The organism is Exiguobacterium sp. s95, from assembly GCF_018618655.1.
Classification (GTDB): Bacteria; Bacillota; Bacilli; order Exiguobacteriales; family Exiguobacteriaceae; genus Exiguobacterium_A; species Exiguobacterium_A oxidotolerans.
Genome location: NZ_JACSMM010000001.1, coordinates 419725 through 438210, shown reverse-complemented (window position 1 = coordinate 438210; position 18486 = coordinate 419725). Strand labels below are relative to the sequence as shown.

At 45.5% G+C, this 18486-nt stretch carries 27 protein-coding genes and 2 pseudogenes; 6 read left to right on the top strand and 23 right to left on the bottom strand.

The window, feature by feature from the left end:
• Window positions 1-172 precede the first annotated feature (172 nt).
• The 14 genes and pseudogenes from KNP99_RS02555 to KNP99_RS02495 form a co-directional block, all read right to left on the bottom strand.
• On the bottom strand, window positions 173-775 hold the full coding sequence (locus KNP99_RS02555; RefSeq protein WP_214766123.1) for a hypothetical protein: 603 nt from the start codon (window positions 773-775) through the stop codon (window positions 173-175).
• Entirely contained in the window at window positions 768-1418 is a 651-nt protein-coding gene (locus tag KNP99_RS02550) for an ABC transporter ATP-binding protein (RefSeq protein WP_214766121.1), read from the bottom strand. The genes KNP99_RS02555 and KNP99_RS02550 overlap by 8 nt, the downstream gene beginning before the upstream one ends.
• A gap of 9 nt (window positions 1419-1427) precedes the next feature.
• Window positions 1428-2150 (bottom strand): DUF2705 family protein, encoded by a 723-nt coding sequence (locus tag KNP99_RS15480; protein ID WP_214766119.1) that lies wholly within the window; start codon window positions 2148-2150, stop codon window positions 1428-1430.
• The gene (locus KNP99_RS02540; protein WP_214766117.1) at window positions 2150-2881 is read right to left on the bottom strand and encodes a WxPxxD family membrane protein; all 732 of its coding nucleotides are present in this window, start codon (window positions 2879-2881) and stop codon (window positions 2150-2152) included. Before KNP99_RS02540 ends, KNP99_RS15480 begins: the two co-directional genes overlap by 1 nt.
• On the bottom strand, window positions 2871-3641 hold the full coding sequence (locus KNP99_RS02535; protein WP_214766115.1) for a hypothetical protein: 771 nt from the start codon (window positions 3639-3641) through the stop codon (window positions 2871-2873). Before KNP99_RS02535 ends, KNP99_RS02540 begins: the two co-directional genes overlap by 11 nt.
• 24 nt (window positions 3642-3665) lie before the next feature.
• Window positions 3666-3932, bottom strand: a pseudogene (locus KNP99_RS15280) (DUF2712 domain-containing protein); the annotation flags it as partial.
• 12 nt (window positions 3933-3944) lie between these two features.
• Window positions 3945-4100, bottom strand: coding sequence for a DUF2712 domain-containing protein (locus KNP99_RS15275; RefSeq protein ID WP_251131965.1), 156 nt, complete (start codon window positions 4098-4100; stop codon window positions 3945-3947).
• Window positions 4101-4825: 725 nt separating this feature from the next.
• Window positions 4826-4963, bottom strand: coding sequence for a hypothetical protein (locus KNP99_RS02525; protein ID WP_214766113.1), 138 nt, complete (start codon window positions 4961-4963; stop codon window positions 4826-4828).
• A 271-nt stretch (window positions 4964-5234) separates the two neighbouring features.
• Complete coding sequence (locus KNP99_RS02520) at window positions 5235-5558, bottom strand: antibiotic biosynthesis monooxygenase (RefSeq protein WP_214766111.1); 324 nt, start codon at window positions 5556-5558, stop codon at window positions 5235-5237.
• Between the two features lie 68 nt (window positions 5559-5626).
• Complete coding sequence (locus KNP99_RS02515) at window positions 5627-6253, bottom strand: hypothetical protein (RefSeq protein WP_215193015.1); 627 nt, start codon at window positions 6251-6253, stop codon at window positions 5627-5629.
• Window positions 6254-6355: 102 nt separating this feature from the next.
• Window positions 6356-7060, bottom strand: coding sequence for a nucleotidyltransferase domain-containing protein (locus KNP99_RS02510; RefSeq protein ID WP_214766107.1), 705 nt, complete (start codon window positions 7058-7060; stop codon window positions 6356-6358).
• Window position 7061: 1 nt separating this feature from the next.
• On the bottom strand, window positions 7062-7550 hold the full coding sequence (locus KNP99_RS02505; RefSeq protein ID WP_214766105.1) for a hypothetical protein: 489 nt from the start codon (window positions 7548-7550) through the stop codon (window positions 7062-7064).
• Window positions 7551-7580: 30 nt separating this feature from the next.
• The gene (locus KNP99_RS02500) at window positions 7581-7865 is read right to left on the bottom strand and encodes a hypothetical protein (protein WP_214766103.1); all 285 of its coding nucleotides are present in this window, start codon (window positions 7863-7865) and stop codon (window positions 7581-7583) included.
• Window positions 7866-7986: 121 nt separating this feature from the next.
• Window positions 7987-8376, bottom strand: a complete 390-nt coding sequence (locus KNP99_RS02495; RefSeq protein WP_235195149.1) for a hypothetical protein — start codon at window positions 8374-8376, stop codon at window positions 7987-7989.
• Window positions 8377-8534: 158 nt separating this feature from the next.
• Here KNP99_RS02495 and KNP99_RS02490 point away from each other — a divergent pair, with 158 nt between their 5' ends.
• Window positions 8535-8918, top strand: a complete 384-nt coding sequence (locus tag KNP99_RS02490; protein WP_029330159.1) for a hypothetical protein — start codon at window positions 8535-8537, stop codon at window positions 8916-8918.
• A gap of 156 nt (window positions 8919-9074) precedes the next feature.
• Here the strand turns inward: KNP99_RS02490 and KNP99_RS02485 are convergent.
• Both KNP99_RS02485 and KNP99_RS02480 read right to left on the bottom strand, forming a co-directional pair.
• Window positions 9075-9822, bottom strand: a pseudogene (locus tag KNP99_RS02485) (SDR family oxidoreductase).
• A gap of 61 nt (window positions 9823-9883) precedes the next feature.
• Window positions 9884-10330, bottom strand: a complete 447-nt coding sequence (locus KNP99_RS02480; RefSeq protein WP_214804572.1) for a hypothetical protein — start codon at window positions 10328-10330, stop codon at window positions 9884-9886.
• 117 nt (window positions 10331-10447) lie between these two features.
• On the opposite strand from KNP99_RS02480, the gene KNP99_RS02475 reads away from it, so the two are divergent.
• Window positions 10448-11176, top strand: coding sequence for an SDR family oxidoreductase (locus KNP99_RS02475; protein ID WP_214804574.1), 729 nt, complete (start codon window positions 10448-10450; stop codon window positions 11174-11176).
• A gap of 39 nt (window positions 11177-11215) precedes the next feature.
• Here KNP99_RS02475 and KNP99_RS02470 read toward each other — a convergent pair whose 3' ends face one another.
• The 4 genes from KNP99_RS02470 to KNP99_RS02455 all read right to left on the bottom strand — a co-directional run bounded on the left by KNP99_RS02470 (window position 11216) and on the right by KNP99_RS02455 (window position 13914).
• Window positions 11216-12211: an LLM class flavin-dependent oxidoreductase gene (locus KNP99_RS02470; protein ID WP_214804576.1), complete on the bottom strand. Its 996-nt coding sequence runs from the start codon at window positions 12209-12211 to the stop codon at window positions 11216-11218.
• Window positions 12212-12277: 66 nt separating this feature from the next.
• The gene (locus tag KNP99_RS02465) at window positions 12278-12970 is read right to left on the bottom strand and encodes an ABC transporter ATP-binding protein (protein ID WP_214845723.1); all 693 of its coding nucleotides are present in this window, start codon (window positions 12968-12970) and stop codon (window positions 12278-12280) included.
• Window positions 12971-13066: 96 nt separating this feature from the next.
• Complete coding sequence (locus tag KNP99_RS02460; RefSeq protein WP_088837143.1) at window positions 13067-13453, bottom strand: hypothetical protein; 387 nt, start codon at window positions 13451-13453, stop codon at window positions 13067-13069.
• A gap of 47 nt (window positions 13454-13500) precedes the next feature.
• Window positions 13501-13914 (bottom strand): Rrf2 family transcriptional regulator, encoded by a 414-nt coding sequence (locus KNP99_RS02455; protein ID WP_088837142.1) that lies wholly within the window; start codon window positions 13912-13914, stop codon window positions 13501-13503.
• A 131-nt stretch (window positions 13915-14045) separates the two neighbouring features.
• Here KNP99_RS02455 and KNP99_RS02450 point away from each other — a divergent pair, with 131 nt between their 5' ends.
• Complete coding sequence (locus KNP99_RS02450; protein ID WP_214801695.1) at window positions 14046-14672, top strand: NAD(P)-dependent oxidoreductase; 627 nt, start codon at window positions 14046-14048, stop codon at window positions 14670-14672.
• Between the two features lie 60 nt (window positions 14673-14732).
• Here the strand turns inward: KNP99_RS02450 and KNP99_RS02445 are convergent, their stop codons facing one another.
• Entirely contained in the window at window positions 14733-15215 is a 483-nt protein-coding gene (locus tag KNP99_RS02445; protein ID WP_214845721.1) for an NUDIX hydrolase, read from the bottom strand.
• Between the two features lie 106 nt (window positions 15216-15321).
• Here KNP99_RS02445 and KNP99_RS02440 point away from each other — a divergent pair, with 106 nt between their 5' ends.
• From KNP99_RS02440 to KNP99_RS02430, 3 genes are read left to right on the top strand one after another with little or no spacing between them, the layout of a single operon-like run.
• The gene (locus KNP99_RS02440) at window positions 15322-15663 is read left to right on the top strand and encodes a hypothetical protein (RefSeq protein ID WP_214845718.1); all 342 of its coding nucleotides are present in this window, start codon (window positions 15322-15324) and stop codon (window positions 15661-15663) included.
• A gap of 30 nt (window positions 15664-15693) precedes the next feature.
• Window positions 15694-15924, top strand: coding sequence for a site-2 protease family protein (locus KNP99_RS02435; protein WP_214845717.1), 231 nt, complete (start codon window positions 15694-15696; stop codon window positions 15922-15924).
• A gap of 2 nt (window positions 15925-15926) precedes the next feature.
• Entirely contained in the window at window positions 15927-16397 is a 471-nt protein-coding gene (locus KNP99_RS02430; RefSeq protein ID WP_214845715.1) for a site-2 protease family protein, read from the top strand.
• A 78-nt stretch (window positions 16398-16475) separates the two neighbouring features.
• Here the strand turns inward: KNP99_RS02430 and KNP99_RS02425 are convergent, their stop codons facing one another.
• Window positions 16476-16895 (bottom strand): universal stress protein, encoded by a 420-nt coding sequence (locus tag KNP99_RS02425; RefSeq protein WP_029330103.1) that lies wholly within the window; start codon window positions 16893-16895, stop codon window positions 16476-16478.
• A gap of 18 nt (window positions 16896-16913) precedes the next feature.
• On the bottom strand, window positions 16914-18377 hold the full coding sequence (locus tag KNP99_RS02420; protein ID WP_214769116.1) for a SulP family inorganic anion transporter: 1464 nt from the start codon (window positions 18375-18377) through the stop codon (window positions 16914-16916).
• Between the last annotated feature and the right edge of the window lie 109 nt (window positions 18378-18486).

The window sequence follows — 18486 nt, the reverse complement described above, 5'->3', positions numbered from 1 at the left end:
CGATGTTTGCCACAGGAAGACGATTAGGGAGGAAAGAGAGAGCAAAAAAAGATGGGAGATCACATTCAAGTGACCTTCCATCTAGTTTGTCTACACGCTGAAACCCTCATTTCAAGAGGAAATAAGGGTTAACGTTTCTTTTTGAGTAATTTGAAAATTTTTCGTTTTACCCTCACATTGGATTTAAAATGACACCTGCATTATTCTCTTTGAACAGTGACTTATGGATTTCTAGAATTTCTTCTTTTTTTAACTCGATTGTATATTGTTTAGCTCCCTCAAATGAGTACCCTTTAAGTATACTACGTTTTTTAGATAAGATTTGTATCAGTGGCTTTTCAATCATGCTACTTTGTGATTCATATGTAAGCATATACTTACCTGCAGGTATCTGATTGCCAATTTCATAGTAGCCAGAATTCGAGATTTCATATTTTCCCGTATCGTCAGTTTTTAAAGGCTTCCGCTTAGAGGGTGTAAGTATAAAGGTTCCCTTCAAAGGAATTGACTCACCGTCACTAAATGAAATTCCCATCCACTTGTCATTGTTGCTCATTTTTTTCTGCATAAACATGGCGTCATCACTAGTAGATTGAATATCGTATTGACCTTCGGGAAAATCTTCTCCGACTTTATACTCACCAGACTTTAAAGTAACTTGCTGCAGTGCATCTTGCTCTTTATGTGTGAAAAAGTTAGATACATATGGATACGTAATAGAGGCGATACACACGCACATTAGTAGTACAAATATCACTTTCTTATTCTTATTCATTTACGATTCGTCCCTGGTCGACTACAATACGTCCTTCATCCATATAAATTACGTGGTCACATATTTTTTCGATGTCTTCTTTTTGATGACTCGACACGAGAATAGTTGCGCCTCTTTGCTTTTCACGAACCAATAACTCTTGAATCAAGTTGACACCACTCTGATCGATAGCATTGGTCGGTTCATCTAACAAGATAATGTCCGGCTTTTCAAAAATTGCTTGTGCAATGTTCAATCTTTGTTTCATTCCTAAAGAATACTTCTTCACCTTCAACTTTGATGTCGGATCTAAACCTACTGCTTCGATTGCCTCAATCATATCTTGTTCGGTCGCTACTTTTCTAATTTTCGCGAGAATTTTTAAATTTGTCATTGCATCATACTGTGGTAACAGTTCCATGTTTTCAATAATGATGCCTAAACTTGGTGGAAACGATATTTCCTCATGAAGTACTTCGTCGTTAATCTTTACTGTGCCGGCAGTAGGTACGATTAATCCGGCAATAGATCGGAGTAACATCGTTTTACCCGAGCCGTTTCTTCCAAATACGCCATAAATTTGACCTGGTAAAAATTCAACAGTGATGTCTTTCAAGACAGCTTTTCTTTTTATCTCTTTACTTACATTCTCTACTTTAATCATTATCTTCACCTACATTATGTCTAATTTTTTAAATCGTTGAATTGACAGCCATACCAATAAAATTTCTAGTAACATGATACCAATCATTCCATATGAACTATTGACGATGTTACTCGAGAGGAAATCCCAGTCATTTAAACCGTTGCGCAACCCCATTGCATAGTTCGATAAAAAGAAATAGTTTGAAAGCATAGCTGTCTTTTGAAACTCGGCGCTCAGTAAGGTTGGAACAAGAATATAAATGCTTACGATGAGCTGAGCGATTTCCGATTTAAACAAAAGCTCCATGTACATTTGTATCGAAAACATTACGACTAAGCTGCCAACATAGATTACCATCATATACGTATATGTATCGACCGATAAATCATAAGTATTGACTTTAAACAATCGAAATATAAGAAATTGAAAAGAGATAAAGAATACTAAAGACAAGAACATGGACAGGAATTGCTTCATCATGAACATATTCTTGCTATATCTTCTAGTAATATAGGGGATTCCTTTAAATCGAATTGCTTCTCTTAGGTTTCCTGAAAAATAGAAACTCATGACGATTACCGGGAAGTACCAATAGAGTAAGTACTGGTACGTCAACATTCTACTCGATGTCAATGGTACCCCATCCAAGAAAGGAAATCGGGACATCTCTAAGCTCGAAAACTTTAAGAAGATCATTTGAACAATAATCGAAAGAAGTACTAATACAAATAAACGTTTGTTTTTTATCATTATTTGTACATATCCTTTCTAACAAAGGCAGCAAGACCGAGACTAGAGGCAAATGCAGCAAAGAAAAATTGTCGGATAAAGATAAGCGCAATATCTAAGACGCCCCATTCTCCCTCAAGCATTTTGTTGTACATTGATAAATCTTTTAGCGGACCCCATATTTGACTTAACAATAATTTTTCCATAAAGAAAAGCAGACCAATAGTAAAGACTACGATGAAGAAGGACTTGGTCGAGGAATTTACAAGATCTTTTACCAATTCATACAGAATCCCCACGAAGCTATAGAATAAGAAAAGACTGATCGTGTTTAAAAAGACAATCTTCAAAAAATGATTACTTTCTAAGACTTCACTCGGAAAATGTTGATAGGACATTCCTAAATTGATCACGGAGTGCGTAAGTGAAAAGAGAAACGCAGTGAGCAAAATCTGTCTAACTCTTAGGAAGAAGTATTGTTGACGAGACTTGAACCGTGTAATAGACCATTTAGCTTCTCGCGAAAAGAAACTATTCAGTAATATCAAAAACGGTGCTACATAGAATAAGGAATATGCTTGGATCGAACTAAATCCGAAAGCACTGTTGTTGGCAATTAATAAGATATCGTCATATGTAAGGTCACCTGTCTTTAAATAGGGGTTACTTAAACTAGCCTTCGTTTGAGTATTCCAAATAAAGATTAAAAACAGGACCACACCCACTAATGCACTGATTTTTTTAGTCTTCATTGAATTTTACTCCATACACATAAATAGTCAGCGGGAACAGACATAAAACTAATAAAGACAGGAAAAAGATATTCGTCAAGTCAGCAAATCCATACTCAGTAAAGGGTTGAAGCAACAATAAGATAGAGTCTTTCTTTAAAACGAGTAAGAACCAGACAAAGAATGTTGCAGCGTATGCTATTTTTTTATCCAAGAAAAACAAACTAATACTCGTTCCAAGCATTCCTACTAATCCTGCAATAAGTGAAAAGAAAATTATGTATAAAAGAGCTGTGGTTAATGGGTTAGCGATACTAAAATTAAACAGCGGATTGTCATCAAACTTGAGTTCAGTTTTACCGCCCGATAATGTGCCACCCCAAAAAACAATATGTACTAACACCAAATTCAGCATTAAAGAAGTCAAAATCGTACAGAAAGAAGTTACAAAAGAAATAAATAATTTTTGAGCAAAGTAAGCTTTTCGACCGATTTTACTAATCAGTATTTTTCGATATCCTGTTTTATAGTCTTGAATTGCATTGTCTCCACCTAATAACAGTAAGTAAATAGGCAAAAACCATAATAAAATAATTTGAGGTGCATGACCAATACTTGACCCAGTTAAAAAAGAAGCAAATACAGGCTGATAAACTTCATCCGACAACTGTTGTTGTCTCGTCAATAAAAAGATTTCAACCATTGGAATGCATACAATGATCAAGAATAAGATTCTACTCATACGATTTTTATAAAGATTCAACAACTGACTTTTAATCATAAAACCATCGTCCCTTCTTTCACTTTAAAAAATGAATAAATCAGTTTCTTCGTCCCAATAACCGCTTACAGTATAAGTGTTAGAAGTATAGTTATTATTTTCTGCTGCTAAACAAACATACGATTTACTCGCTGTTTGTTTAGCAGATCGATAATAACTACCCCCGCCTTGTTGAACATCAACTGTGTTGGAAACTTGAGTTCCTGATTTATCTAACCAGTATGTAGCGATTTTTCCTGTTCCTTCAGAAGTGTAACTCATGTTTACTTTCCACTTGTTAGCTGTATTTTCCGTTTGACGGTATCATTTGCCATTATAAGCATTACCATAATTGGATTTTAAAGTAATTATGTATCCAATGTTATCATTAGAAGCCAATGCAACTGATGATGTTCCTAGAACACCAAGTCCTAGTGCTAAAGCCATTCCTGTGTTTACTAATTTCTTTTGTACTTTCATAGTTCTTTTTCCTTCTAGAAATTATATTGGTAATTCCATGAAAATATATCACATATTTTACTTATATTATTTTACATTAAGAAATTTATTTTATCATTTTAAAGGATTTTATTACTTAAATTTCCTTTATGAAAATATTTAAAATTTATTTTTCAATAAAACATTAATTTGAACATAATTATTTTATAAAAAAATAAAAAAACTAATATTTATCAATTAAAATTACAACTTGAAAATATTGACTTACATTTCGGATTTAACAAATTGTGTAGTGCTTAAATCCTTTAATTTTCTCTCAAGAGCTTTTGAGAGTTACAGATAGTTTTACTTATATCAAATAGATTTACTGTCCACCTTTTAAAAATTAAGCCTTTTATCTTACTTTTGTCAGGTGAATATTTATTTCCATCGAGTGATTGAACATTTTGAACAACACGATGTATAGCGTTTCAAATAAAATAAATAAGTTTTATACTGATTCATAATTGATTTTGTTGTTTATAAAACCTTAAATATTAATGACTTTCTTTTCTTGTTTCCTTCTAATAAAAAAGTGATGTTCTCGATTTCGAAAACACCACTTTTTTTATGTTTTATTTAAAAACGAAAGATTGACTAAAATGAACGGTTTTTTCTTCCTATTGCCGCAAAGACCATCAAGGGATTTGAAGATAAAATCGTCTTCAGTGGCTTTACATATTTTTGTAGAAGATACAGGAACACACTCATGATACAAATGGATAGATGAATTGAAAGTCCATCACCTGATCGACCTTGCGGACCAAGTGGTCCGCAGGAACCAATTGTTCGAGTGTGACCGTGATGTTTTCAGAACGATGGGGTTGATTTTGTTTTCCCAACATGGGAAACCCTCCTTCGTGGTATATTTCTTTTACTTTATAATATGAAATAAAGCTAAAAAAGCCTCGATTTCCGATCTAATCGCTTCCTAGTGGAAAGCAAACAGGAGCGACTCTGCAGCGAAGCGAAGCGGCGCGATGTTTGCCACAGGAAGACGATTAGGGAGGAAAGAGAGAGCAAAAAAAGATGGGAGATCACATTCAAGTGACCTTCCATCTAGTTTGTCTACACGCTGAAATGCCTGACATCCGAAGAACGGGTGTCAGGCATTTTTTAGAGATGCGGATGATCGGCGACGACGGCATATTCCGTCACGGCATTCGAGAGGACGAGCGGTTTGACTTCAGAAGTCCCAGCGTCTCGTTTTTTGTGGACGCCTTTATATGCTTGGCTCGCTTGCCAGGCGTGGAAATCTGCTTGTTTTCCCCATGTCGTCATGATCGTCACGACATCGTGTTCGTCCTGACTAATATCGACGAGCACTTGCATCCGGATGAATCCTTCCATCTGTTCAATCCCTTTTGTCGTCTTAAAGCGCGCCGCAACTTGATTGGACTTCCCTTTGACGACGCGTAGTTGATTCATTACGATCCACATACCGATTCCTCCCTTGTTCACTGCAACTAGTATACCGAACGAGAAGACGAGTGCCCACTCTTGATGCTTCAGTCGATGCTGTTCGACAGGAAGCGGAACCGTTCTGCGCCTGAGGCGTCGACCGCGTGGAGATCAAAGAACAGTGATTTCGGAAAAGCTTGTGGGAGCTTTTGCACTGTATGGAACCGCTCCTTCGTTGCGACGTCAAATGTACGCGTCATCGCTTCGATGGCACGGGTCTCTTCTGCGCCGTTCGTCAACGAGACCTTATAAGGCGCAATCGTCAAATGATCAATCAGGCGATGGTGATTTTCACCGACGACAATCAGGAAACGGCCGGCGTCCGTATCGATGACATCCGCTTCCGCCCACTCTTGTCCGTCGTGTACGGTGCGGCGTGTGACGTGGGTGACGGCGTACGTTGCCTCTTTACGCCGTAAGACAATTAAGTAGCGCGTCGTCTTCGTCTCTGCATAAGCGACCGCTTGCGTGTCACTCAATGCTTCGGTCCAGTAGACCTCTTTCGTCGTAAGCTGAATGGTCGCATTTTTGTTGAAACCGGCGACGACCGCCTGCGGTGTTAACTCAGGGGCCGGATCATGGAACGCGGCGGAATGGTTGTCGTGTTGTAAAAATAAGAAACAACCAATCCCGACAAGGAAACTACTGATGAGCCATATAAATTGTTTCTTCATACAATTCTCTCCTTATGTACGCGACAATTGGAACGACCGGTTGATGGTTTCGTCTAGTTCTTTAGCATAACAAAGACCCGCTCGTCGCAACAAGAGCAGGTCCTATTTCCCGATGGAAAATCCATCAAAGTGTCGTCCGCCATGTTGTGTTAGCCACGTCTCGATCAACTGAATGACCGGTTGTTTCTCATCATGACGGAAATAACGTTCGAAAGCATCCGTGAATCGGTCAGCATCTGCTTGACTGAGGGCGGCGAGTTCACGCGGCAACCATTTTCCTTGACCGAGCCAGCGTCCGGATGCCGTTAAGTGAAAGGCAGCTGCTTGATCGAAAAGACGTGTTGCGATGGCGAGTCCTTCCGTCCGGTCCTCTACCCCGATGAAGTCATCGAGCAGATCCGTCAAAAAATAGCGATTCTGATTTAATTGTTCAACCGTCCATCGCGTTGGTCCGGCAAGCAATTGGCGCGACGCTTCCGCTTTCAACCGGTCGACGAGTGGATGCACCCGGACCGGCACCGCTTCCGCGACCATCCGTTGCAGCGACGGACGACGACGTGCGCGATCCGCTTCGAAAAAGTCGGCAATCGTCGCTTCCGTATAAATGAATGCTTCGACGGGGTGTCCTTCATACAGAAACGACTCCCGGTAGGTGCGTGATCCTGTTGGCATGAGGACAATCAGGTCGATGTCAGACGTTGTTGTCGCCCGTCCGCGGACATGACTGCCGGCAATCATTGCAGCTAAGGATTCAGGGAATCGTTCAGCCACCAGTTCATTCGTAAGTGTAAGAATTTCTGGATTCATATCAATCCATGACTCGATCTTGATCTTGGAATAAGGCATTATCACTGGAGAAAACGGCCAGTTCATCTCCCGGTACAGCGACGATTGAGGCCGTCGCTTCGGCGTTCAACCGTAAATCGACCGTCCAGGATTCGTAATACGTGTCCGAGCCGTTGACGACGAGTGTCTTCCCGGAACTGAACGTCAGAAAAAGGTGCGGAATCGTTTTTCCGATGCGTACACCGGTAATCCGTTCTGTATGTAAAGTCACAATCAGATGCAACATCTCTTCTTTCGTCATATGACGGACGACCCAGTCTTTTGACGATTCGACGTCCCCGTAATAGAGGCGATCGGTTTCAATCCGTAACGAAATTTCCGGGTTCATCGCATCGTAGAGATTAATGAAATCCAGGCTGACGAAACTCGCCAAGTGAATCGTCGAGAGCTGGGTTCCGGTTAAGTAGGTCGTTAAAAGTTTTCTCGCAAGTTGGTGATCTTCTTTGTTCATATGTAGACACCTCTTCATGTAAGTTTTAAGTCAGTTCAAGATGATTTCCAGTCCATACATCACCGTCATGAGTCCGGTCATCGTAAGCAGCAGACACACTAACACGATTTGCAGGATGCCGGTATACACGTGCCGCACCTGACTGAGTGGTACGATCGAACATGCCGACAACAAGATCCCCGTGTAAAACAACCAACTGAATGGATGGGTAACGACGGTTCGGAAATAGCCGCTCAGGACGAGGCTCGAGGCGATTAAATAGAGAATTGAGGAGCTGACGACGACAGGGCTCAACTGACGCAATACGCGATTCAAGGGTGTTCCTCCTCGTAAACAAATGTTTCTTCCAACAAATTTACCACATATTAGTAAGTCATGGGAGTCCTAAAGAAAAAGGAATCCTATCGGTAACGATAGAACCCCCCTTCAGACCGACTCAGTCTGCTTTCTTTAAGATGTTGAGTAACCATTTTTGCAGGTCTTTTCCGCCTTCGTAAAATGAACTGTCACGTAGTTCGAACGTGTGTCCACCTTGTTTGATCGCTTCGTTAAACGTATCACCAAGATCACGGTTCTCCCACTTGCGTTCATCATTCAAATATTTAAAGCCGAAATTACATTCGACATTAAAAATGATATGGAATGGTTCTTTGAATGAGTTGACGGCACGAACCATCTCGAGCAGAATCATCCGCTTTGGTGTCGATTGTTTGATGGTGTCGATCGTCGTCGTGCGGCGCCCATGAAACTCGACGACACGGACGGCACGTCCCTGGTCTGCTTTAAAATCATAACTTGTCCGGATGGAGACGATAATTTCTCTCATGCTTTCTGTCATACACTCTCACTGCCTTTCTCTCGCCTTCGAGTATACCACCCCACTCCACCTTCCTTGAAGAAAAAATTTAGTATTCCGTCCTGAGACGGATTGAATACTACCATATTTTGTATTAAAATGAAGTAAATGACGAAAGGAGCCTTGTTTTGAAACCGTTATTTTCCATTATCCTGACTGTTTGTTTAGTCTTCACAGGGTGTTACTGTTCCCTTGAAGCACGAACAGACGACCCGCACTTCAAATCACGGACACGTTCGATTTCGACGTATCATACATTCGATATTGAATTTTCACATGGACTCCGCGCTGATCAAGTTTCGAACCGAACCGTTACCGTCACGGATTCGACGGGGGAACGGATGCAAAATGAACTCGTTGTCATCGATGGGAAAGAGTTGCGGATTAAACCGCCTCGCTCAGGGTATCGGAAAGGACGACAATACATTATACATATCCGTGACTCGATTGATGCCCGGAAACAATTGAAAACAACGACTGTCCGCGAACGGATTTTTACTGTTGATCGTTAACAGTGAGATTCGTTTTTCTTATGTATTTTATTAAAAAATCGGACTGAACAAGCGTTATTTGCTTTCGGACAAATTAAAAGATGACGGGGATGTCCGTCATCTTGATTACGCTACAGCCTATTGCCCTATTATAGTATATGCTCACGTCTTATCGGCCTAATAGGCACTCCATCCCCCGTCTGCAACGACGATTGCCCCATTGATGAAACTCGCGTCGTCTGATGCAAGAAACAAAGCGAGCTGTGCGATTTCGTCAGGTTGTCCGGTTCTGGGGTTCAAGCCCATCCCGAGCATCGTCCGTCCCATCCCGAACTCACTGATGTTCGTCATCGATTGTCCGATGTTCGTCTCGACGGCACCGGGCGCGATTCCGTTACAGCGAATCCCTTCTTGTGCATACATGAACGCCGTGTTTTTCGTCAGACCGACGACAGCGTGTTTGGAGGCGGCGTACGCAGCACCGGCACGTGCTCCGTTTAGTCCACCGATTGAGATGTTGTTGATGATGTTTCCGGAACCTTGTGCACGAAATAAGGGAATCGCGAGCCGTATCGTCCGCATGACGGCCGTCGTATTGATGGCGAGGACGCGGTCCCAGCGTTCATCGGTCAGCTCGTCGACCCCTTCCATCCCGTCCATGATTCCGGCATTGTTGACAAGGATATCAAGTTGTCCGTAAGCCGTTAACGTCTCGTCAAACAGTTGTTTGATCGCTTCAGCAGACGTGACATCCGTTTTGATGGCGGTCGCCGTCCCACCGGCTGCTTCAATCGCCGCGACTACTGCGTTTGCCCCGTCCAGCTGAATGTCAGACACGATGACACGTGCTCCTTCTGCTGCAAACCGCTCTGCCCATTCCGGACGCCGCCCCGGTCACGATGGCCACTTTGTTTTCGAGTCTCATGTTTTTTCATCCTCTCTGCTTAAACACGACGACCTTACTCGTCTTTACCCGTTTCGACGTGTCATTTCACTTCAATCACGAAAGCCGAGTTCCCGTCCCCTTGCTCCCAATCAGCAAGGACATGATACACATAGATTCCGCGCGCATCAGGTGCTTTGAGTTGTTCGCCTTGCAGCGGAACCGTCTGTATTGTCCCTGCATCTTGCCACTGTTCGATTTTTAAATCGTCCGGCGCAGGGCCGTCATGAAAGGCAATCGTAATCGGTGACTCCGGTCGGACCACGGTCGGCTTCAATTTTTCTGTCATTTCGAGCGGGTTCGTGTAGATATAGTCGACACATTGTCCCCGTATGAGACCATGCCAGCAATAGGACCCTTGCTGCGTCGGGATCGTTTGGTTTCCGACCGACACGTCAGGAAGCGGCGGTTGATTTCGGAATGGTTCGATGATGAAAATCAATCCAATCACAAGTAAGATGACGATTAAACGAATCGTCCGTCGTTTCATACGAACCAGCTCCTTTTTTCATAAGTGTCATCCGAAGGTTTGTCCTGCAGCAAAACAGGCAATAACTCAACAGTGAGCATAAATCAGTGAAGCAACTACTACAGGAGGTTATCAATCATGGCTGAAAACAAAGTCGTCATCATTACAGGTGCATCAAGTGGTATCGGGGAAGCCACAGCGAAGTTACTTGCGAAGAATGGTGCAAAACTTGTCCTCGCAGCACGTCGTGAAGAGCGGTTGCAAGCATTAAAAGAAGAAATCGAGCAGCTCGGTGGTCAAGCGGTCTATCAAGTGACGGACGTGACAAAGACGGAGCAACTCGAACAACTCGCGAAACTGGCACAGGAGACGTACGGATCAGTCGACGTCCTCGTCAACAATGCCGGTCTGATGCCGTTGTCGCAACTCCATAAAAACAAGCAGGATGAATGGGATACGATGGTTGACGTCAACATCAAAGGGGTTCTTTACGGAATCGGGGCTGTCCTTCCGTACATGCGAAAACAAAAATCAGGGCATATCATCAACATCTCGTCCGTCGCAGGTCACGAAGTCATGCCGTCAAGCGCTGTCTACAGCGGAACGAAGTTTGCCGTTCGTGCGATTACGGAAGGTCTCCGGAAGGAAGAATCAGTCGACAATAACATTCGCGCGACAATCATTTCACCGGGAGCCGTCGATACGGAGTTAAAAGACCACATCACGGATGAAGACATCAAACAAGGAATCGGCAACATGCAGGCGATTGATGCCGACGCGATTGCTCGGGCAATCAACTATGCGGTCAGTGAACCGGATGATGTTTCGATCAATGAAATCCTGATCCGTCCGACATCACAAAAATAAGGAGTATACAAGAACGGCCGACACATCGTCGGCCGTTTTTTAGTGCTGTATCATCTGTTCGGCGATCAACCGGTACGATTCGAGCCGTTTGTCTTGGTCGTAAGCATTGTTGATTAACAAAAATTGATTCGTCCCGTACCGGGTTGCCAACTGTTCGAGTGCTGCTTCGACTTCCGTCGCCGTCCCGACGATAGTCCGGCGCCGGTCATGTTGGATCCGTTTTAATTGTTCCGGGTTCCAGTCCTTCGTCCCGACGGTATCAAACGACGGGACGATCGAGTTTCCGAGCCGGATCCCTTGAATCCAAGCATCTTGTGTCGTCGCCAACTGTTCTGCTTCTGTTGTCGTTTCGGCACAGATCGCAAACACACAGACGATGACCGTCGGCTCCTTGAACTGCGCACTCGGAATGAACTGCTCGCGGTATGTCCGTAATGTCTCTTCCCAGCGGTCCGGATTGATGAAATGACCGAAGACAAGCCCCATCCCCCGCTCTGCCGCGAGCCTTGCACTGTTCGGTGACAGACCGAGCAAATAGAGGGGAGCCGTTTGCGTGAGGCGCGGCGTCGACTTGACGATCCGAAACGGATGCTTTGCGGACAACGAATCAGTTAAAAAACCGGACAATTCATCCATCAAGCGTGGGAACTCAGAATACTTATTCGCTTCCCCGTCCGTCAAGGCACTTCGTGTCCGCTCGCTCCCGCCTGGTGAACTGCCGATTCCGAGTTCGATCCGTCCCGGATAAAAGGCTTCGAGCGTCGAAAAGTTTTCCGCGACTTTTAATGGGCGGTACTGCGGCAACAGGACGCCGCCTGTCCCGAGCTTAATCGTTTTTGTCTCACTCCCCATCCGGGCAATGAATAATTCAGGCGCCGCGCTAAGTAAACCATTCGTATTATGGTGTTCGGCGAACCAGTAGCGCTCATAACCAAGCTGTTCTGCTGCTTCGACGAGTCGTTTTGTTCGCATCATCGTGTGTTCGATCGTATCCCCTTCGTGGAGCGGGACTTGATCGAGTATGCCAAGTCGCATCGTGCGTCGCCTCCTTTACTGATAAGTGTAAAGGGTCAGCCGTCCGAAAACAAAATCGGTGCTCCGTCAGACCGTGACGAGTCGCGAGTCCGCGATGACGAGTCCGTCCTTCATCTCGATTTTTCGATTGGCGCGGTCAGCAAGCTCCGGGTCATGGGTGACAAATAAGACGCCACATCCTTTTTCAGCGTTCAACCGTTTTAAAAGTTGAAAGATGATTTCCCCGGTTTCCGTATCGAGGTTCCCCGTCGGTTCATCCGCGAGGAGCCACTTCGGCTCATGGACGAGTGCCCGGGCGACGGCGACACGTTGCTGTTGTCCCCCGGAAAGCTGGGACGGCAACGAGCTGGCTTTTTCTGCAAGACCGACTTGGTCGAGTAAGGCAAGTGCCCGCTCCTTCTTATCATATGAAACTTTTCGTCCGAACAATGGAGCCATCACATTTTCAAGTGCCGTCAACGTCGGAATCAAATGAAACTGTTGGAAGATAAATCCGACGTTCTCGAACCGGAAATCAGACAGTTCTTTGCTCTTCAACTGATTGATCGGGCGGTCGCCATACAATAACTGCCCTGTCGTCGGTCGATCAAGTGTCCCGATTAGACTGAGTAACGTCGATTTCCCTGATCCAGACGGTCCGATGATTGAGATGAAATCACCTGCGTCGAGCGTCAGATTGACGGCGTCAAGTGCCTTCGTTTCGATACCGTCCCCTGAAAATGATTTACCGATCGCCTGACACTGAAATGTATCCTTCATCTGATTTCCTCCTTAAATTCATCTTGTCCTGAATGGAATTCGTGATGTATTTGGAAATTCCTGCAAAACAAAAACGACCTTTAAAAAAAGATCGTTTTACGTCGAGACAGAGGGACGTTTAACCCGTTTTGCACAGACTTCATACGGAATCACATAAAACAGACAGGCGATGACGGCAAAGCGAACGATTCCGAGCACGTTCAGTTGGATATCGATGGATGATTGACCAAACGCTTGATAACCACCGATAAACAAGAGAATGGCGAAGGTCAACGTCGTCAGATAAATCAGGAGACGTAACGGTAAAGGGTACCGCCCGGCAATCCATAACATGGGAATCCCGAACAAAAATGAAAAAAGTGTCACGGCAAACGTTCCAAATTGATAAAGAAATTCATTTTCTAAGTTGTTTAACAGCGCATAACCCGTAAAACATAAAAACGATAAAAGGACACTCACAGCAGAGTAACTGACTAAGCGCATCGTTTATCCTCCTTTGAATCCGTTTACAAATCTAGACACGACCACCATCATCTCGGAATGAGACGATGGACGACATCAGCTAACGTTTCTGCTGCGAGTTCTGCTTCTAACGCCTGTTGAGCCCGGCTGAACGTCGTCTCGAGCGCGCCTTGAATCTCGCGGCCGATCGGACAATTCGGATTCGGGGACTCATGCATCATGAATAAGTCTTCTTTCGGCTCAACAGCACGATAGACCATCAGCAATGTGATGTCTTCCGGCTTTAGTGTCAGGATTGCACCGGTCCGTCCCGCCTGTGTCTTGAGCAGTCCTGCTTTTCGCAGGAGACCGGTCAGGCGACGGATGACGACAGGGTTCGTATTGACACTCCCGGCAATGATTTCGGAAGACATCGGTTGTTCTTCACTTGAACTGATTAAAGCGAGTATATGCACTGCGACCGCTAGTCGACTATTGATCATTGTTTTCACCACCAATATCTTCAGTTTAGTGAGGGGATGTTTTTTTGTCAATTTCCTTGACAGAATAAATTTTTGTAACTAAAATGATTACAAGTATCATGCTACATAAACTTAAAAGGAGGAGATGTGAGATGAAAGTTGCGATCATCGGTGCAAGTGGGAAAGCAGGACGAACCATTTTAAAAGAATTAGCAGAAAGAGGTCATGCCTTGACGGCCATTGTCCGAAATGTAACCCGGACGACGCACGATGCTGTCCTCGAAAAAGACGCGTTTGCATTGACGAAGGACGACCTGTCGGGATTCGATGTCGTCATCAATGCCTTTGGCGCGGCGCCTGGAGATGAACTGCAGCACGTCGAACTCGGTCGCCATTTGATGGAGGCATTGTCCGGAACGGCAACGCGTTTAATCGTCGTCGGTGGCGCCGGCAGCCTGTTCGTCGACCAGGAACAAACGACACGTTTGGCAGATACACCGGATTTCCCGGAAGCATACCTTCCGACGGCGAAAAGTCAGACGCTTAACCTGATTGATTTGGAAAAGACAACCGACTTACATTGGACGTTCGTCAGTCCGGCAGCCTTCTTCGATCCGGAAGGTGAACGGACAGGAACGTACCAACTCGCTTCAGACGTCTTGACCGTTAATGCAGCAGGTGACAGTTACATCAGTTACGCCGATTATGCCGTCGCCATTGCGGATGAGGTCGAACACAATCGCCATGATAAAGAGCGCATTTCAGTTGTCTCGAAGTAACAGATAACGCCCGATGTCCTGTTCAAAAGGACGTCGGGCGCTTTTTCTGTCATGCTTGGTTTAATTCTTTACTTCAAAGGAGTTACGTAATGCCCAAATCGTGGTACCTAACTCCTCCAGTAAGGCATGTGCCCGTTTTTCGATTTTTTCCGGGAGCGCATCTTGACTGAAGTATGCCAAGTCAAAACTTTCGTCATCATTGATTTGTAATGTCCCCGTGACTTCGTGCGCGTGGAACAGGTTGATCACACTATCCGTCTCGTCTGCGTTCGGATATGTGAACTGGTAGCGTGGTCCGGAAAAGACACCAATGAGTTTGACCTTGTCCGTCACAAGTCCCGTTTCTTCATATAATTCCCGGATTGCGACTTCTTCTAATGTTTCCCCGAGTTCCATCGAGCCGCCCGGTAATCCCCAATCGTTTGTATCGGAACGGTGTTGGAACAAAAGTTGTCCTTGTTCATTGATGACGAGGATTGTCGCACCGACGCTGATGATCGGCCGGCTGCCGATGAATTTTCTTAATTCTGTTATGTATCCCACGTGTTGTCCTCCTTTGTTACGATTGCTTCCAATTTCACTGTACCCTCTTTTGTAAAATACTGTATGATATGAAAGTCAGTTCATTTTACCAAAAGAGTGGATTTTCGTGAAGTCGTTTCCTAAAGAACTAGATCTGTTGTCCTTATTTTCAGTAAACCCGGGTGAACCGGTTCCACTCTTCTATTACGACGAATCGACGTACCGCTTTCAAAATGCCGTCGAACAGTTCATCGTTCGTCTGACACCGGCAAGCGGTCAGTTTTTCCTTCAAGTCAATCAGCGTTCCGACGGTCGACTGCTGTCGAGTATGTACTTAGAGGCACTTTCGTCATTTGAAATCATTCAAGACGACCGGGAGGCTGCACGGATTTTACTGACCTTGGAACAAGACGAAGTCGTCCAAACCATCGAAATCGACGTTCGTCCGAAGTTTCGTCTCATCTTTTAAGAACAATTAACGCGTTAAAAGGAGCAGATCATGTCGTATTTCGTATTATTGGGGACTTTTTTGCTGGCGACGCTCCTCCATGAACTCGGACACGTCGCAGGTGCCAAGCTCGTCCGGATACAGGTCCGCACCCTGTCAGTTGGGTTCGGTCCCGTTCTCGCGCGGGCGACATACCGTGGAGTCACCTACCAGCTTTGTTTGCTGTTACTCGGAGGTTATGTCTTACCGGCTGACGGATCGTCTTTGTCGCTTCGGGACTAATCATGAGCATCGTCCTCGTCCCGCTTGCTTGTCTCTCGGTCCTGCAAATCATGAATCCGGCACAATCTCTAGTGGCCGGGTGGTATCACCTGATAACACCGTGGGTCACGTATCCGGTTCACTTCCTGTTTGATAGTCTGCCGTCTCTTTTGCCGGACGGTCCTTACACCGTGACGGTCCTGCTTCAGTTACTCGCTGCGACGAGTCTCTTTCTCGGATTGACGAACTGTCTTCCGCTGATCATGCTCGACGGCGGACAACTGCTTTTGCTGCTGTTTGAAGGTTGGTTCCCCGTGTTGCGGCAACAAGAGCGCAGATTACTCAAAATCAGTTATGTCCTGCTCGGCCTATTGATTGCCGTCCCGATTCTCATTGTATTCGTCAAACACATCGAGACGACGTATCCGATCCTGTTGGTCGGTGCCTTCATACTTTACCGCGTCGTCAAACTGTCTCCGGGCATGCGCCTTTAAAATCAAAAAACAGACCACTTTGTGTGCAACGGCAACAAAGTGGTCTGTTTTTTGTTTAGAGCATATCCCCTCGTCCGGTCATTTGACGATCATGACGGGGCTTTTAACGCGTTTCGCGACTTTATGGCTGACGCTGCCGAGGACCATTTCCTGAAGCGAGTTCAACCCGCGGCTACCGATGATCGTCATATCCGTCGGCTGCTGATTCGCATGCTCGACAATGGCCGGCCCCGGTTCCCCGCGGAGGATTGTAACGTAATAGGACACCCCTGCCGCTTCGAGCTTTTCTTCGACCGGTCCGAGCTTTCGTCGCCGTGCGACTTCTAGCGCCCCGCTCCCCTCCGAATGCAAGACTTCTTCGCGTGCTTTCGCGAAGTCTGCGACGAAGACGACCTCAATCTTGCTCGATTCGTTCAAGCGTGCGAGTTTAATCGCCTCTTCCGCTGCACGGACAGAATGGTCAGAACCGTCGACGGCTAATAGAATATGATTGTACATACAAATCACTCCTTCAGGTTAATGGGGTGAGGACTTCGAATCCGGTCGGTTATGAATCGCCAAGCGATCGACGAGACGTTTACTTTCCGGATTCAATCCAAGGATCGTGATACTATTCTGATTCGACATCAAGCGTAACATTACCTTGTCGATGGCACCGACTCCTGAATCATCCCAGATTTGTGTCGATGAGAAATCGATGATGATCGCAGTATCGTGGACCTCATAATCAAAAGATGCGATGAAGTGATCGACGGAAGCGAAGAAGAGTGGTCCCTGGACGGTATAAATCGTCTGATCCTTCTCCTGTCGTTTGACGACGTTGATTTTTGAGACTTTCGCGACAAAGAACAAGGCGCTCAAGATGACTCCAGTAATGACTCCGATTGATAAATCATGTGTTGCGACGACCGTGATGACCGTCGTCAACATAACGATTGCATCGGCTTTCGGCGCCTTTCGGATATAGGTGAAGGACGACCAATCAAATGTTCCGATTGAAACCATGATCATAATCCCGACAAGAACCGGCATCGGAATTTGAATGACCCAGTTGCCAAGGACGATGATTAAGAACATTAAGAACAGTCCCGCGACGAGCGTCGAAAGTCGACCACGTCCCCCGGATTTAACGTTGATGACGGATTGTCCGATCATCGCACATCCAGCCATCCCTCCGAAAAAACCGGTGACGAAGTTCGCGATCCCTTGCCCCCGTGCTTCGCGGTTCTTTTCGCTCTCCGTCCCCGTCATGTCGTCGACAATCGTTGCTGTCAGCAACGATTCGAGCAATCCGACGATCGACAAGGCGAGTGCGTACGGGAAGATGATGCCGAGCGTCTCGAATGTGAACGGAACGTCCGGTAAGAAGAACGATGGCAATGACCGCTCGATCGTTCCAAGATCTCCGACCGTCCGTAAGTCGAAGCCGAAGTAAATCGTCAGTCCCGTCAAGACGATGATGGCAACGAGTGGTGCCGGAACCGCGTTGAACAAGCGCGGCAACAAATAGATGATGGCGAGTGTGATGCCGACAATGACATACGTCAACGTTGAAATCCCGACGAAGTGCGGGACTTGTGCCATAAAAATCAAGATTGCCAGTGCGTTGACGAAACCAATCATGACGGCTCTCGGGATGAACCGCATGAAGCGGGCAACCTTCAAGATACCGAATACGAGTTGAATGACACCGGTTAAAATCGTTGCCGCTAATAGATAATCCAGTCCGTGTTCCTTGACGAGCGGGACCATCAGGAGTGCCATCGCACCGGTCGCTGCCGATATCATTCCCGGACGTCCGCCGACGAAAGCGATGATGACGGCGATACAGAACGAGGCATACAAGCCAACCATCGGATCGACACCGGCAATGATCGAGAAGGCGATCGCTTCCGGAATCAATGCGAGGGCGACGACGATTCCCGCTAAAATATCACCGCGGATGTTTGAGAACCACTGTTCCCGGAGTGTCAAATTCATCAATTTCGTTCCACCTTTCCTTTCACCCCTACAGGGTTTCCCGTATACTAAGGGTGACCCGAATGGGTGGTTTCGTTGAATGTCCGTTAAGCGTACCACTTAAAGTATC

Bases quoted from the DNA above. Each gene is read 5' to 3' on its own strand.
- KNP99_RS02555 (WP_214766123.1), bottom strand. From the start codon at position 775: ATGAATAAGAATAAGAAAGTGATATTTGTACTACTAATGTGCGTGTGT.
- KNP99_RS02550 (WP_214766121.1), bottom strand. From the start codon at position 1,418: ATGATTAAAGTAGAGAATGTAAGTAAAGAGATAAAAAGAAAAGCTGTC.
- KNP99_RS15480 (WP_214766119.1), bottom strand. From the start codon at position 2,150: ATGATAAAAAACAAACGTTTATTTGTATTAGTACTTCTTTCGATTATT.
- KNP99_RS02540 (WP_214766117.1), bottom strand. From the start codon at position 2,881: ATGAAGACTAAAAAAATCAGTGCATTAGTGGGTGTGGTCCTGTTTTTA.
- KNP99_RS02535 (WP_214766115.1), bottom strand. From the start codon at position 3,641: ATGATTAAAAGTCAGTTGTTGAATCTTTATAAAAATCGTATGAGTAGA.
- KNP99_RS15275 (WP_251131965.1), bottom strand. From the start codon at position 4,100: ATGAAAGTACAAAAGAAATTAGTAAACACAGGAATGGCTTTAGCACTA.
- KNP99_RS02525 (WP_214766113.1), bottom strand. From the start codon at position 4,963: ATGTTGGGAAAACAAAATCAACCCCATCGTTCTGAAAACATCACGGTC.
- KNP99_RS02520 (WP_214766111.1), bottom strand. From the start codon at position 5,558: ATGTGGATCGTAATGAATCAACTACGCGTCGTCAAAGGGAAGTCCAAT.
- KNP99_RS02515 (WP_215193015.1), bottom strand. From the start codon at position 6,253: ATGAAGAAACAATTTATATGGCTCATCAGTAGTTTCCTTGTCGGGATT.
- KNP99_RS02510 (WP_214766107.1), bottom strand. From the start codon at position 7,060: ATGAATCCAGAAATTCTTACACTTACGAATGAACTGGTGGCTGAACGA.
- KNP99_RS02505 (WP_214766105.1), bottom strand. From the start codon at position 7,550: ATGAACAAAGAAGATCACCAACTTGCGAGAAAACTTTTAACGACCTAC.
- KNP99_RS02495 (WP_235195149.1), bottom strand. From the start codon at position 8,376: ATGAGAGAAATTATCGTCTCCATCCGGACAAGTTATGATTTTAAAGCA.
- KNP99_RS02480 (WP_214804572.1), bottom strand. From the start codon at position 10,330: ATGAAACGACGGACGATTCGTTTAATCGTCATCTTACTTGTGATTGGA.
- KNP99_RS02475 (WP_214804574.1), top strand. From the start codon at position 10,448: ATGGCTGAAAACAAAGTCGTCATCATTACAGGTGCATCAAGTGGTATC.
- KNP99_RS02470 (WP_214804576.1), bottom strand. From the start codon at position 12,211: ATGCGACTTGGCATACTCGATCAAGTCCCGCTCCACGAAGGGGATACG.
- KNP99_RS02465 (WP_214845723.1), bottom strand. From the start codon at position 12,970: ATGAAGGATACATTTCAGTGTCAGGCGATCGGTAAATCATTTTCAGGG.
- KNP99_RS02460 (WP_088837143.1), bottom strand. From the start codon at position 13,453: ATGCGCTTAGTCAGTTACTCTGCTGTGAGTGTCCTTTTATCGTTTTTA.
- KNP99_RS02455 (WP_088837142.1), bottom strand. From the start codon at position 13,914: ATGATCAATAGTCGACTAGCGGTCGCAGTGCATATACTCGCTTTAATC.
- KNP99_RS02450 (WP_214801695.1), top strand. From the start codon at position 14,046: ATGAAAGTTGCGATCATCGGTGCAAGTGGGAAAGCAGGACGAACCATT.
- KNP99_RS02435 (WP_214845717.1), top strand. From the start codon at position 15,694: ATGTCGTATTTCGTATTATTGGGGACTTTTTTGCTGGCGACGCTCCTC.
- KNP99_RS02430 (WP_214845715.1), top strand. From the start codon at position 15,927: ATGAGCATCGTCCTCGTCCCGCTTGCTTGTCTCTCGGTCCTGCAAATC.
- KNP99_RS02425 (WP_029330103.1), bottom strand. From the start codon at position 16,895: ATGTACAATCATATTCTATTAGCCGTCGACGGTTCTGACCATTCTGTC.
- KNP99_RS02420 (WP_214769116.1), bottom strand. From the start codon at position 18,377: ATGAATTTGACACTCCGGGAACAGTGGTTCTCAAACATCCGCGGTGAT.